We start from the raw sequence: 12,255 nt of genomic DNA on the forward strand, positions 1-12,255 counted from the left end.
TCGACAGATGCACCCCGACCCGTTTCCGACCTTAGGCGCTCTGTGACGTGCTCGCCGCGGCTTCGTCCGCCTGTCGCCGGATATTTACGCATTCGTCCAGCGTTGCGGTGGTAAGACCAAAGCCATGAGTGAGCCGACAGTCCGCGAGGCAGTGCGCACCCTGCACCCCGGTTACTTCGCGCTCGTCATGGGCACCGGAATCATGTCCATTGCAATGACTTACCACCGTGCGCATGCGGTTTCGGTGGTGCTGTTGTGGATCGCGGGCATCGCCTACGTGGTTCTGGTGACGCTGACGGTCATCCGTATCGTCGCCTTCCGCCGGGAGTTCATGGCCGATCTGACCGATCCGAGCCGCGGTTTCGCCATGTTCACGTTCGTGGCCGCGACCTGCGTGGTCGGGACGCGACTGGCCGCTGACGGCCATTACGGCTTGGCGTTCACACTCTTGGCGATCGGCTGGGTCGCCTGGATGGTGCTGGGCTATGTGGTGCCGTGGACGGCGGTTCTCGGTCAAGCCGTCCGGCCAGTGCTGCAGAGTGCCAACGGCACCTGGTTCATCTGGGTGGTGGCCAGCCAGTCCATCGCGGTGCTGGCCGCGGCGTTACAACCCGAAATAGCCGTGGGCCGTTCGGAATTGGCGTTGTTGGCGGTGTTCTCTTGGTCGGTCGGGATATTTCTCTACGGCGCGGCCGGCATCTTCGTGGCTGTCCGAATGCTGGTGTACCCGCTGCTGCCCACCGATCTCACGCCGCCGTACTGGGTGGCGATGGGGGCCACCGCCATCACCGTGGTGGCCGGGGCCCGGATCGTGGAGATGGCGGATGCGCCCATGGTCGCGGCCACGCGCGGCCTGATCGCGGGAACGTCGGTCTTCTTCTGGGCCTTCGGTACCTGGCTCATCCCGCCGCTGATCGCGGCCGGGATCTGGCGCCACTGGGTTCATCGCATTCCGTTGCGCTACGACGCCACCCTGTGGAGTGTGGTCTTCCCGCTCGGCATGTACGGCGTCGGTGGCCACTACCTCGGTCAGGCCGATCAGTTGCCGATCGTGGAGCGCATCGGATACATCGAGAGCTGGATCGCGCTGGCGGTGTGGGCGCTGGTGTTCGTGGCGATGCTCCGCCACCTCGTCCTCACGCTCTGGCTCGATCGCGACGCCACCCCTGGCGTGGACGCCGTATCCGGCGCACCCTTGGAGGTGGAGGGTGATTGACATGTACGACAAGGATCTGACCAACAAGTGGCTCGTCGAGATCGAGTTCTCCGAGGACGAGGTCCACACCCACGCGTCGGCCCGGGCGCAGGTGCGCGACGACACCATGTCCACCACCGGCGACGCCTACCGCAACCCGAAAGACCCCGGCGCACCGATGATCGGTGAGGAGATCGCTGCGGCCCGTGCCCTCATCGCCTTGGGCAGCGATCTCCTGCATGCCGCATCGGCACGCATCGAGCAGTCCACGCACCACCCGGTGCATCTGTACCGCTGAACGGGGCTGCCAGGGTGTCCGCCCGGGTGCGGCACACTCTTCGGCATGTCCGACCACTCTTTGCGCGGGGTCATGTCGGTGACCGCGCCGATCGGCCTGGCGTTCATTCCGCTGGGCATGGCTCTGGGGCTGCTGGTGGTCCACGCGGGCCTGGATTGGTGGTGGGCGCCGGCCTTCGCCGCGGTGATCTACGCCGGCTCCCTGGAATTCCTGATGGTGGGACTGGCGGCAACGGCGGCACCTCTCGGCACGGTCGCATTGACCACGTTCATCGTGAACAGTCGGCACGCGTTCTACGCGCTGTCGTTCCCGTTGGACCGCGTCAAGAGTCCCGTGGGCAAGCTCTACAGCACCTACGCGCTGTCGGACGAGGCGTACGCGGTGGCGGTGAGCCCGGCTGCCGAGCACTGGACGAGCCGGCCGATTCTGATGATGCAGGCCGCGTTGCAGGCGCTCTGGGTCACCGGCGCCGCGCTGGGCGGACTGATCGGTTCGGCACTGCCGGTCGAACGATTGCAGGGGCTGGATTTCGCCCTGACTGCGCTGTTCGTCGTGCTGGCCATCGACGCGTACCGGCAGCGGCCCGACCGGCTGACCGCACTGACGGCAGTGGGCTGCGCGGTGGTCGCCTGGCTGCTGGTGCCCGGCCAACTGCTGGTCTGCGCGTTCGCCGGCTTCACGGTGGTGCTGCTGGCCCGACTCGGCGTCGAACGGCGTCGTCATGCCTGACCACGCCGGCCACATCGCGCTGCTGGTGGCTGTCGCGGCCGGCATCACCTGGGCCTTGCGTGCCCTGCCTTTCGCGGTTCTCGCGCCGATGCGGCACAGCACCGTGGTGCGTTACCTCAGTACGCACATGCCGCTCGGGGTGATGGCCATGCTGGCGATCTATACCTTGCGGGGCCACACCGACGGCGGCACCCGGCAACTGCTGTGGCTGGGCATCGCGGTGGCGTCGACCGCAGCCCTGCACTGGGTGCGCGGCAGCGCGCTGTTGTCGATCCTGGCCGGTACGACGATCTATGTCGTGCTGATGTCGTTGTGGGCGTGAGAATTGTGGAAGCTGCTCAGCGAGCGGCCGCGGCGGCCGGCTCCTTCTTCGCCGACTCCATCTGGTGGAACATGTCGACGTAGTAGGGCATGCATTCGGCCATCGCCTGTTCGGTGGTGAACAACGGCTCGTAGCCAAGGTCGCGCTTGGCCTTGGCGATGGAGAAGTAGTTGTTGAGGTAAAGCCGTTCCACCGCAAGGGGTTCGATCAACGGCTCGGGCAGGGCGAACTTGAAGTGAAGCCACTGCCAGGCCATCATCACCTTGTGCACCAGGCGTCCTGACACATAGAACGTCGGCAGCGGACGGCCGCATGCCGCCAGGACGGGACGGGCGAACTCGAACATGTTGATGGGCTCGCCGTCGTTGATGAAATAGGCCTGACCGGGTGCGGTGCCGCCGGGGACCAGATGCTGGCCCGCCAGGATGAACCCGTGGATCAGGTTGTGCACGTATGAGTTGTCCAGCTTGATGTTCTTGTTGCCGACCAGCACCTTGACGTGTCCGGCGAGCACGTTCTCGAACACCTTGCGGAACATGGTCTGATCGCCGCGGCCCCAGATGCCGCTGGGCCGGATCGCGCAGGTGAGCATGCCGTGTTCGCCGTTCTGTGCCAGCACGAACTTCTCTGCCACGACCTTGGTTTCGGTGTAGAGGTCGTTGAACCGGGCGGTGTACGGCATGGTCTCGTCGCCGTTGACGATGTCTTGTCCGCCCATGACCACGCTGTTGGAGGCGGTGTAGACGAAGCGCTTGACGCCCGCCTCCTGGGCCGCGTGAACGAGGTTCTTGGTGCCCTCGACGTTGACGGCGAAGCTGCGCTGCCGGTACTCCTCGGTGACCGAGGCGCCGCCCATCAGGTCGATGATGGCCGCGGTGTGGATGACGGTGTCGATGTCCTTGACAGCCGCGGCCACGGTCTGCTTGTCGCAGATGTCGCCCTCGATGACCTCAAGACCGGCGTGATCGGCCAGCGGCGACGGCGCGCGGTCGAAGGAGCGCACCACGTATCCGCGGTCGAGCAGCTCGGTCACCAGATTGGCGCCGACGAAGCCGGAGCCTCCGGTCACCAGGACGCGGCCGAGTTCAGTGGTCAAAGATGCGTCACCCATGACGGGCAGCTTAACTGAAACAGGTTCCAGTTTCGAGCGCGATGCGCAAAAATAGTTGCTGGGTCAATCTTCTTCGGCCTCCCGCGCAGCCAGCGCCCGCTCGACGCGCTGGCGTGCTCCCGCTAAGTGCTCTTCGCACCGTTGTGCCAGCTTCTCGCCTCGCTCCCAGAGGTTGAGCGAAGCATCGAGATCGAGGCCACCCTGCTCCAACTGCTGCACGACGGCCATCAGCTCATCGCGGGCCTCTTCATAGCCCAACTCACTAATAGGCTTAATACTCACGATGCTCACACCCTCTACTCATTGCCGTCGCTCACGGCTGCACCCTCATTGCCGTCGCTCACGGCGGTGATCACTCCGTCCGACACCCGGACCCGCAGTCGGGTGCCTTCCGGCGAATCGGCCACTGAACGTAAAACTGTCGGTTCACCCGACGTCGGAACCGTCTGCACCACCGCATACCCGCGGGCCAGGGTGGCTGCCGGGCCGAGCGCGGTCAGCCGTGCAGACAGGTGGCCGATGGTATCGGCCTCCGCGGCGATCAGCCGCGTGATGTCACGTTGGGCGGTGGCCCTGGCCCGCGTGATCTCGTCGGCGCGTGCGGTGAGCGCCGCCAGGGGTTGCGCGAGGACCGGCCGGCTGCGCAGCTGCTCCAGGTGATGCTGTTCACGGTGCACCCAGTTGCGGAGTGCGCGGGCGCTGCGCCGGTGCAGATCGGTGATCAGCGCCTGTTCGGCGGCGGCGTCGGGAACGATCCGCTTGGCCGCGTCGGTCGGGGTGGCGGCGCGCAGGTCGGCGACGAGATCGGACAGGGGAGCGTCGGGTTCGTGGCCGATCGCGCTGACCACCGGGGTGCGGCAGGCGACGATGGCGCGACACAGCGTCTCGTCGGAGAACGGCAGCAGGTCCTCGACGCTGCCGCCGCCGCGTGCCAGGACGATGACATCGACGTCGGGATCGGCGTCCAGCGCCGCCAGCGCGTCCACGATCTGGGGAACGGCATTGGGTCCCTGGACGATCGTGTTGCGGATCGCGAAACGCACTGCGGGCCAACGGGTGGTGGCGACCGTCGTCACGTCCCGTTCGGCGGCTGACGCGCGTCCGGTGATCAGACCGATGGTGTTGGGCAGGAACGGGATCGGCCGTTTGAGGCGGGGGTCGAACAGTCCTTCGGCCTCCAGCAGCCGACGCAACCGCTCGATCCGGGCCAGCAGCTCACCGATACCGACCGCACGAATCTCGCTGACCCGCAACGAGAATGTGCCGCGACCGGTGTAGAAGTTGGGCTTGCCGCAGATGATCACCTGGGTGCCCTCGGACAGTTTGACCGGTGCATTGCGCACCAGATCGCGCGGGCAGGTGAGGGTCAGGGACATGTCGGCGGCCGGATCCCGCAGCACCATGAAGACGGTTTTGGAGTCCGGGCGGATCTTGAGCTCGGTCAGCTGCCCTTCGACCCACACCGTGCCGAGCCGGTCGATCCACTTGGCGACGCGGGTCGCCACGGCGCGGACCGGCCAGGGGTTTTCCGGTGACTGGCCCGGTTCGGTCACTTCGCGGTCGCGCGGGTGATCCTGTTGGCGAGCAACGTGACGAACGGTGCGCGGGCCCGGCCGGCCTCCTCATAGGCCAGGAGCGCTTCGAGATCGGCCACGCGCAACGAGGTCAACCGGGCGCGAAGCTGCGCCAGCGTCAGCGCGTCGTACCCGAGTTCGGCCGCGATGTCCGGCGCGGCCCCTGCGTCGGCGGCACGTGCGGACTTGCCGTTCGTCCCAGCTGCGGACTCGGGCTCCCCGGTGCTGTACAGCGCGAACCGGCCCTCGGTACGCCGGTCGCCGTCGGTGGTCTCCGCGTCGTCGACCGTCGCGCCGTCGAGGTCGGAGTCGAGATCCTCGTCGAAGGTGGCCCACTCGGGCTGCTCGTCCTTGGGCGGAAACAGTTGTTCGAGCGTTTCGTCGCCCTTGACCACGAGCTCGGCAAGGTTCTGCTGGACGTGCATGACGATGTTGGCCGCCTGGCTGGCCACCGTCATGGGGTAGGTCAGGATGGTTTGGGGCAGCTTGCGAGTTTCCTCGATCGCGGTCGCAGCCGCGCCCACCAGCAGCCGGACCCCGTACGGTGCAGTTCCCATGTGCACAGACTAGCCACAGCCACGGCTGGCTCCGTTGCATTGTCGCCCCGTACCCTGGAGACATGCCGCCGACAATCAACATGGGTATCCCGGGTGCCACGAGCTCAGTGAGGTCGGGTGGCGGTTCGCAAGCCTTTGGCAAGCGAGTCCTGCTGGCCGAACCGCGCGGATACTGCGCGGGTGTGGACCGGGCCGTCGAGACCGTCGAGCGCGCCCTTGAGAAGCACGGCGCACCGGTCTATGTGCGCCACGAGATCGTGCACAACGTGCACGTCGTCGAAACGCTCGCCAAGGCCGGCGCGGTGTTCGTCGACGAGACGGACGAGGTGCCCGAAGGGGCGATCGTGGTGTTCTCGGCGCACGGCGTCGCACCGACCGTGCACGTCGAGGCCGCCGCCCGCAACCTCAGGACGATCGACGCCACCTGCCCGCTCGTCACCAAGGTGCACAACGAGGCCAAGCGATTCGCCCGCGACGACTACGACATCCTGCTCGTCGGTCACACCGGTCATGAGGAGGTCGTCGGCACCGCGGGTGAGGCGCCCGACCACGTCCAGGTCGTCGACAATCCGGACGCGGTGGACCAGGTGACGGTGCGTGACCCGAACAAGGTCATCTGGCTGTCGCAGACCACGCTGAGCGTCGACGAGACGATGGAGACGGTGCGCCGGCTCCGCGAGAAGTTCCCGACGCTGCAGGATCCGCCGAGCGACGACATCTGCTACGCGACGCAGAACCGTCAGGTTGCCGTCAAGGCGATGGCGCCCGAATGTGAGCTCGTGATCGTGGTCGGCTCGCGTAACTCGTCGAACTCTGTGCGACTGGTCGAGGTGGCCCTCGGCGCCGGATCCGACGCCGCCCACTTGGTCGACTACGCCGAAGACATCGACCCGGCCTGGTTGGAGGGCGTCACCACGGTGGGCGTCACCTCCGGGGCATCGGTTCCCGAGGTGCTCGTGCGCGGTGTGCTCGAGCGGCTTGCCGAATACGGTTACGGCACTGTGCAGCCCGTGACCACCGCCAACGAGACGTTGGTGTTCGCCTTGCCGCGTGAGATCCGCCCGCCGCGTGCCTGATTCCGGGCAACCGGGGTGGCGGCTGAACCGCCTTCAGTCGTCGTACTCCCAGGAGTGACGTCCCCGGGGCGTCGAACCCTTGGTCGAGCGCGGTCGCGTCCGGTGCCCCACGCGGTGATCCTCGTCGTCGGCACCGCGGTACCGCACCCGCGACACCGGGTGGTGCGTCGAGCGCCCCGAGCCGTTGGGGGGCTGGTTCGGCTGCTCGAACGGTTCCTCGAACGGCTGATAGTCGTCGAATCGGCGACGCTGCCGCTGTGGGCGCTCACGCGGGGTCTCGAATGCGCCGGCCTCACGCCGCTCGGGCGGTGGCTGCTTGCGCGGTTCGCGCGGCTGGCTGCGTACCCGCCGGCGCGGCTCGCCTGCCCCGGGCTCGGCCGAGCGCGGCGGCCGGGGCCGCCGTGGCCGCTCGGGAATGGCGCCGTCGAGTTCGTTGCCGAGATCGCCGGTGGCCGTGCGGTCAGGGCGGGGGCGAGGCGGCGCAGTGCGTTTGGTCGGCCTGCGTTCGCCCCGGGGACGCCCGGCGCCTGCTCCGGCCGCCGCTGCCACCCCAGCGCCGGATTCGGCACCGGCGGGACGTCGCCGTGTCGGTCGTTCAGAGGGACGACGCCGCGGCGGGATATCCGAGGCGGGGTCGTGCTCGGCCGTCCGGTCCCGGCGCGTGGACGCCGTGGCGGGTTTGCGGAGAACCAGCCCGGAAAGTTTCGTTGTGACAGATGACACAATTCCCGCGACAGGCGATGCCGCGGCTGTTTTCGCCGTCCCGGAGCCGGCCGCTTCGTCCACGCCGGTGTCCTTGCGCGATGTCAGGCCGACGTACCACCGGCCGAGGCCGATCAGCAGCACTGTGGCCGAGAGGAACAGCATCAGCGGGAAGCGTTCGATCAGGGGATATCCGCAGTTGATGGCCAGGTCTTTGACGCCCTGCAGCTCGCCCCCGTGGAACAGGAAATAGGACCCGGGTACGGCGACGAACAGGATCAGCGGGGGCTGGATCACCGCGGTGAACAGCCCGGCCTGCTGAACGGCCAGAACGGCCAGGATGCAACCGAGGGAATAGCAGATCGCGAACACCGAACTGAGCTCCCGATTGCCTGCACCGGCATCGAAGGCAAAGCCGATCGCGGTAGCCGTGACCGCCAAAAGGACAGCTCCCCACCACGGCACACCAGCGAATCGCGGGTGTACAGAGCGATGGTCAGCCGGCACTGCCGACTGTGCGCGCTGTCCTGACACACGTTGACCGTACCGGCTCTATCTGGCCGCGTGCTGCCAGCTCGCGCTGGCGTGCCGGTCACACGGGCCTAGACTCTCTTCTCTGTGAGCCTGAACCTGGGAATCGTCGGTTTGCCGAACGTCGGAAAGTCGACTCTGTTCAATGCCCTGACGCGTAACGACGTGTTGGCGGCCAACTACCCGTTTGCGACCATCGAGCCCAATGAGGGCGTGGTGCCGTTGCCCGATCCCCGGCTCGACAAGCTCGCCGAGATCTTCGGCTCGGAGAAGACCGTGCCGGCTCCGGTGACGTTCGTGGACATCGCCGGGATCGTCAAGGGCGCGTCCGAAGGTGCGGGTCTCGGTAACAAGTTCCTCGCCAACATCCGTGAGTGCGATGCCATCTGCCAGGTGGTGCGGGTGTTCGCCGACGACGACGTGGTGCACGTCGACGGGCGGGTGGACCCCCGGTCGGACATCGAGGTGATCGAGACCGAGCTGATCCTGGCCGACATGCAGACGCTGGAGAAGGCGGTGCCGCGCCTCGAGAAGGAAGCCCGCAACAACAAGGAACGCAAGCCGGTGCTGGACGCGGCGGTCGCGGCGCAGGCCGTGTTCGACGACGGCAAGACTCTTTTTTCCGTGTCCTCGTCGGCCCAGGACTGGTCGATTCTTCGCGAGCTGAACCTGATGACCACCAAGCCGTTCCTGTATGTGTTCAACGCCGACGAGTCGGTGCTCACCGACGAGGCGAAGCAGGCCGAGCTGCGGGCGCTGGTGGCCCCGGCCGACGCGGTGTTCCTGGACGCCAAGATCGAATCGGAGCTGATCGAGCTCGACGACGAGTCCGCCCAAGAGCTGCTGGAGTCGATCGGGCAGACCGAGCGTGGCCTGGACGCGTTGGCCCGCGCCGGTTTCCACACCCTGCGACTGCAGACCTATCTGACGGCCGGGCCGAAAGAATCACGCGCCTGGACCATCCACCAGGGCGACACCGCGCCCAAGGCGGCCGGCGTGATCCACACCGACTTCGAGAAGGGGTTCATCAAGGCCGAGGTGGTCTCGTTCGACGATCTCGTCGAGGCCGGGTCGATGGCCGCGGCCAAGGCCGCCGGCAAGGTCCGCATGGAAGGCAAGGACTACGTGATGGCCGACGGGGACGTGGTGGAGTTCAGATTCAACGTCTAGTGCCGCTGACTCTGCGGCTATGGCGACGTGCTCTCGAAGTTTTGCGCCCTGACCGCAGAGTCAACGATGAGCAGGAGCGTCAGTCGTGCCACACGTCCCAGCAATCGTGCGGCCGGCGATCAAGTGCCAAGCCCGGCGCCGGCGAATGTTGATTGGTGAGATAACAGGCTGGAGTTCCCCTTGAACGGGTGATGCGCGGGATCAGCCGATGGATTCGACCCATCGAGTGCGGGATGGACCGGGGCTGAATGGATCGCCGAAATACTGGGTCTCGCGGACTACTTCGCCGTCCATGAATTCCATGATGCTCACCACGTAGGACGGCTGTCCGTCGTAGGTCAGGACCAGTTCGCTGATCCACAGATCACCGCCGCCGAGGATGCGGCGGACAGTGAAACGTTTCGCGTTCGGCTGAGCTTCACGCGAAGCCCGAATGCCGTCGCGGCCGCGGATTCGCTCACCTGATTGGGGATATTCGAGAACTGCGTCGGCCCGATAGATCCGATGTTCAGTGTCGAAATCGTTCACATCGGACGACGCCCAGTGCTCCTCAAGTGCGGTACGTACATCGTCGTCTGCCATGGCAACGACGTTATCGGGACGGGGTGGGCACCTATGTTGATCGGAGTACATTGACGGTTGTGAGTGGGGACTGGCGAGTCGATCGGGTCGATGAGATCCGGTCGCTGATCAAACAAGCCGAACCCGACGTCGTCGAGGAGATCAAGTGGCGCAAGCCCTCGAATCCTGATGGTGTGCCTGCGTTTTCGCTCGACGGCCTGATCTGCACACTGGAGATGTACAAGGGCAAAGTCAAGGTGAATTTCGCCAAAGGCTCGTCGGTGAACGACCCCGACCATTTGTTCAATGCGAGCCTCGAGGCGCCAGTCGGACGTTCCATCGATCTGCGCGAAGATGACGAGATGGATGCGGACGCATTCAAAGCGCTCATTCAAGAGGCAGTCAGAGTAAACCGCAGGTAGTGCGCTGAGACGATCAGTCCGCTACGTGGTTCTCGAAGTATTGGACCAAGCAGAACTCATGACCTTCGGGATCCAGCATGTTCAGCACCACGCCCTCGTCGTAGTCATGCCGGATGCCGGAGAAGCGTCCACCCAGTTCCTCGACCTGACGACGTCCGGGGCGATGTCATCGACCTCGACGTCCAGGTGGATGCGCACCTTTCCGGCTTTCGGTTCAGCTACACGCTGGAAGGTAAGGCGGGGAAACCGTCCCGCGCGTGAGCCCACCGTCGCCCAGGCCGGATCATCTCCGTGTTCGCTCGACGCGGGAATGCCGAGCACGGCGGCCCAAAAGATCGACATCCGAATGGGATCGGCGCAATCGATGGTTACTCCGGACCAACGGTTGGCCATCGTGTCTCCCGGTGTTCTCGGCACGGAATGCCGCGTTAGCGTTCGGTCGTACCTAGTTGATGATCTCGCCGCGGCCCTCGGCGTGGATCGCGGACAGCCGTTCCCGCCACATCTGCAGAGCCTCGGGTGTCAGTCGCGTCCAGTCGGTGATCTCGCCGACGATGCGGAGCGGCTCCCTGGTCCGGTAGGACCGGGTGGGGTTGCCAGGGAACTTCTTGTCGGTGACGTTCGGATCGTTCTCGAACTCGCCGGTCGGTTCCACGGCATAGACCCGCGGGATCCCTTCGCCCGCAGCGAGTTCGGCGGCGAGGCCTGCACCGTCGCGCAGCGCGGTGAAGTAGATGTGGTTCATCACGATTTCGGGCCGATAGTTGGACCGGAAACCGGCCGTGAGGTGATCGCCTACCCGCAGGTCTGCCTTGGTGCCGTGAAAGAACGGCCCGTCATCCGAAACCTCGTCCATCTCGACAGGTTACAAACAAGCCAGGGATGCCGAACGCTCTTCACATTCGGGGTTCGGCCGGCGGATCGAACGCGGCTGCGCGTGCATGGTGAACCGCGGTGACGATGGCCGCGGTCGCGGCCTCCACTCCCGCCGCAGTGTCGACGCGAAGAATCGCGTGGTCCCACGGCTCATAGGTCCGGTCCTCGACCTGTTGCCACGTCGGCACGGTCAATCCATCGATGTCTGAGGCACGGGCTTCGACGCGTTTGCGGTGCAGGTTCTGATCACTGCAGATCACCTCGACGTCGACGAGTGTGGCTCGCGCGGTCCGTGCGGCCTCAGCCCAGGCTTGTCTTGTGATGCCGAGCGGATTCACGCTGTCGGCCACGACGTCATGCCCAGCGCTCAGGAAATCGGAGGCAATCGCATTGGCGATCCGATAGCCGGCATCGGGGACAGTCTCCCAGCCGCCGGCCCGATCGATGAATCCCGATGCCGTCATGGCTGCTTCGATCGTGTCGAGTCGTACATGTACTGCACCGATTTCAGCGCTCACGTGCCGTGCCACGGTGGTCTTGCCGACGCCAGGAAGCCCCGACAGCACGACGAGAACCGGGGTGGTCTTCTCGGTGGTCACGGCACCTGATGCTACGTCCGGTTTGTCGGAGTGCGTGTCTAGCATGCTGCGGTACCGGCCGCCGAGCACGCCGGCGCAGTGACCGCAAATCCCCAGGAGTTGTTGACATGAAATTTCTTTCGACCCGCATCATCACGGCCGACGTTCAGCGGCTCGCATCGTTCTACGAGATGGTCACGGGGGTCAGCGCGGTATGGGGCAACGAACTCTTTGCCGAGATTCCGACGCCGGTGGGCACGTTGGCGATCGGCAGCGACAAGACCGTTCCACTGTTCGGGCAAGGATCTGCCGAGCCCGCGGCAAACCGAAGTGCGATCGTCGAATTCATAGTCGACGACGTGGACGCCGAGTACGGGCGGTTGGCCGGACAGTTGGACGACGTCGTCACCGAGCCCACGACGATGCCGTGGGGCAACCGCGCGCTGATGTTCCGGGATCCCGACGGCAACCTCGTCAACCTGTTCACGCCGGTCACCGACGCTGCTCGGGCCAAATTCGGGCTGTGACTCGGCGATGCCGACGTAGCATTTCG

General features: G+C 65.8%; 16 protein-coding genes and 1 pseudogene. 8 read left to right on the forward strand and 9 right to left on the reverse strand.

All coding sequences use genetic code 11. From position 1 onward, the window contains the following. Positions 1–124 precede the first annotated feature (124 nt). The 4 genes from AC4ELH_RS34805 to AC4ELH_RS34820 are packed head-to-tail and all read left to right on the forward strand — an operon-like array spanning position 125 to position 2,544. Positions 125–1,216, forward strand: a complete 1,092-nt coding sequence (locus tag AC4ELH_RS34805; protein ID WP_448442302.1) for a tellurite resistance/C4-dicarboxylate transporter family protein — start codon at positions 125–127, stop codon at positions 1,214–1,216. A 1-nt stretch (position 1,217) separates the two neighbouring features. Beyond that, the gene (locus AC4ELH_RS34810; protein WP_055116674.1) at positions 1,218–1,493 is read left to right on the forward strand and encodes a dsRBD fold-containing protein; all 276 of its coding nucleotides are present in this window, start codon (positions 1,218–1,220) and stop codon (positions 1,491–1,493) included. Positions 1,494–1,538: 45 nt separating this feature from the next. Next, entirely contained in the window at positions 1,539–2,222 is a 684-nt protein-coding gene (locus tag AC4ELH_RS34815) for an AzlC family ABC transporter permease (protein ID WP_064882886.1), read from the forward strand. Continuing rightward, complete coding sequence (locus tag AC4ELH_RS34820) at positions 2,215–2,544, forward strand: branched-chain amino acid transporter permease (protein WP_064960514.1); 330 nt, start codon at positions 2,215–2,217, stop codon at positions 2,542–2,544. Before AC4ELH_RS34815 ends, AC4ELH_RS34820 begins: the two co-directional genes overlap by 8 nt. A gap of 16 nt (positions 2,545–2,560) precedes the next feature. Here AC4ELH_RS34820 and AC4ELH_RS34825 read toward each other — a convergent pair whose 3' ends face one another. The 4 genes from AC4ELH_RS34825 to AC4ELH_RS34840 form a co-directional block, all read right to left on the reverse strand. Continuing rightward, positions 2,561–3,655 (reverse strand): 3-beta-hydroxysteroid dehydrogenase, encoded by a 1,095-nt coding sequence (locus AC4ELH_RS34825; protein WP_064882891.1) that lies wholly within the window; start codon positions 3,653–3,655, stop codon positions 2,561–2,563. A gap of 63 nt (positions 3,656–3,718) precedes the next feature. After that, positions 3,719–3,931 carry an exodeoxyribonuclease VII small subunit gene (locus AC4ELH_RS34830; protein WP_448442406.1) on the reverse strand — a complete coding sequence of 71 codons (213 nt, stop codon included), beginning with the start codon at positions 3,929–3,931 and terminating at the stop codon, positions 3,719–3,721. A gap of 20 nt (positions 3,932–3,951) precedes the next feature. Next, a complete protein-coding gene (gene xseA, locus AC4ELH_RS34835) occupies positions 3,952–5,208 on the reverse strand; it encodes an exodeoxyribonuclease VII large subunit (protein WP_448442309.1) in 1,257 nt (418 codons plus the stop codon). Then, positions 5,205–5,786, reverse strand: coding sequence for a lipid droplet-associated protein (locus tag AC4ELH_RS34840; RefSeq protein WP_498889411.1), 582 nt, complete (start codon positions 5,784–5,786; stop codon positions 5,205–5,207). The genes xseA and AC4ELH_RS34840 overlap by 4 nt, the downstream gene beginning before the upstream one ends. 62 nt (positions 5,787–5,848) lie before the next feature. On the opposite strand from AC4ELH_RS34840, the gene AC4ELH_RS34845 reads away from it, so the two are divergent. Further along, positions 5,849–6,862 (forward strand): 4-hydroxy-3-methylbut-2-enyl diphosphate reductase, encoded by a 1,014-nt coding sequence (locus tag AC4ELH_RS34845; RefSeq protein ID WP_064882897.1) that lies wholly within the window; start codon positions 5,849–5,851, stop codon positions 6,860–6,862. 33 nt (positions 6,863–6,895) lie between these two features. Here the strand turns inward: AC4ELH_RS34845 and AC4ELH_RS34850 are convergent, their stop codons facing one another. Beyond that, complete coding sequence (locus tag AC4ELH_RS34850; protein WP_448442312.1) at positions 6,896–8,098, reverse strand: DUF6542 domain-containing protein; 1,203 nt, start codon at positions 8,096–8,098, stop codon at positions 6,896–6,898. 84 nt (positions 8,099–8,182) lie between these two features. Here AC4ELH_RS34850 and ychF point away from each other — a divergent pair, with 84 nt between their 5' ends. Further along, positions 8,183–9,265 (forward strand): redox-regulated ATPase YchF, encoded by a 1,083-nt coding sequence (ychF, locus tag AC4ELH_RS34855; protein WP_064882901.1) that lies wholly within the window; start codon positions 8,183–8,185, stop codon positions 9,263–9,265. A gap of 201 nt (positions 9,266–9,466) precedes the next feature. Here the strand turns inward: ychF and AC4ELH_RS34860 are convergent, their stop codons facing one another. Continuing rightward, on the reverse strand, positions 9,467–9,847 hold the full coding sequence (locus AC4ELH_RS34860; protein WP_064882903.1) for a nuclear transport factor 2 family protein: 381 nt from the start codon (positions 9,845–9,847) through the stop codon (positions 9,467–9,469). A 59-nt stretch (positions 9,848–9,906) separates the two neighbouring features. Here AC4ELH_RS34860 and AC4ELH_RS34865 point away from each other — a divergent pair, with 59 nt between their 5' ends. Continuing rightward, entirely contained in the window at positions 9,907–10,248 is a 342-nt protein-coding gene (locus AC4ELH_RS34865; RefSeq protein ID WP_064882905.1) for a DUF1801 domain-containing protein, read from the forward strand. 13 nt (positions 10,249–10,261) lie between these two features. Here AC4ELH_RS34865 and AC4ELH_RS34870 read toward each other — a convergent pair. The 3 genes and pseudogenes from AC4ELH_RS34870 to AC4ELH_RS34880 form a co-directional block, all read right to left on the reverse strand. Then, positions 10,262–10,641, reverse strand: a pseudogene (locus AC4ELH_RS34870) (VOC family protein). Positions 10,642–10,693: 52 nt separating this feature from the next. Continuing rightward, complete coding sequence (gene arr / locus AC4ELH_RS34875) at positions 10,694–11,104, reverse strand: NAD(+)--rifampin ADP-ribosyltransferase (protein ID WP_498889415.1); 411 nt, start codon at positions 11,102–11,104, stop codon at positions 10,694–10,696. Positions 11,105–11,144: 40 nt separating this feature from the next. Beyond that, positions 11,145–11,723, reverse strand: a complete 579-nt coding sequence (locus tag AC4ELH_RS34880) for a P-loop nucleotide/nucleoside kinase family protein (RefSeq protein ID WP_448442315.1) — start codon at positions 11,721–11,723, stop codon at positions 11,145–11,147. A gap of 107 nt (positions 11,724–11,830) precedes the next feature. On the opposite strand from AC4ELH_RS34880, the gene AC4ELH_RS34885 reads away from it, so the two are divergent. Next, positions 11,831–12,229 carry a VOC family protein gene (locus AC4ELH_RS34885; RefSeq protein WP_498889417.1) on the forward strand — a complete coding sequence of 133 codons (399 nt, stop codon included), beginning with the start codon at positions 11,831–11,833 and terminating at the stop codon, positions 12,227–12,229. The last annotated feature ends 26 nt before the right edge of the window (positions 12,230–12,255 follow it).

The organism is Mycobacterium shunyiense, from assembly GCF_058270075.1.

Bases quoted from the DNA above. Each gene is read 5' to 3' on its own strand.
- arr (WP_498889415.1), bottom strand. From the start codon at position 11,104: ATGGACGAGGTTTCGGATGACGGGCCGTTCTTTCACGGCACCAAGGCA.
- AC4ELH_RS34825 (WP_064882891.1), bottom strand. From the start codon at position 3,655: ATGGGTGACGCATCTTTGACCACTGAACTCGGCCGCGTCCTGGTGACC.
- AC4ELH_RS34860 (WP_064882903.1), bottom strand. From the start codon at position 9,847: ATGGCAGACGACGATGTACGTACCGCACTTGAGGAGCACTGGGCGTCG.
- AC4ELH_RS34805 (WP_448442302.1), top strand. From the start codon at position 125: ATGAGTGAGCCGACAGTCCGCGAGGCAGTGCGCACCCTGCACCCCGGT.
- AC4ELH_RS34840 (WP_498889411.1), bottom strand. From the start codon at position 5,786: ATGGGAACTGCACCGTACGGGGTCCGGCTGCTGGTGGGCGCGGCTGCG.
- AC4ELH_RS34845 (WP_064882897.1), top strand. From the start codon at position 5,849: ATGCCGCCGACAATCAACATGGGTATCCCGGGTGCCACGAGCTCAGTG.
- AC4ELH_RS34820 (WP_064960514.1), top strand. From the start codon at position 2,215: ATGCCTGACCACGCCGGCCACATCGCGCTGCTGGTGGCTGTCGCGGCC.
- AC4ELH_RS34815 (WP_064882886.1), top strand. From the start codon at position 1,539: ATGTCCGACCACTCTTTGCGCGGGGTCATGTCGGTGACCGCGCCGATC.
- AC4ELH_RS34885 (WP_498889417.1), top strand. From the start codon at position 11,831: ATGAAATTTCTTTCGACCCGCATCATCACGGCCGACGTTCAGCGGCTC.
- AC4ELH_RS34810 (WP_055116674.1), top strand. From the start codon at position 1,218: ATGTACGACAAGGATCTGACCAACAAGTGGCTCGTCGAGATCGAGTTC.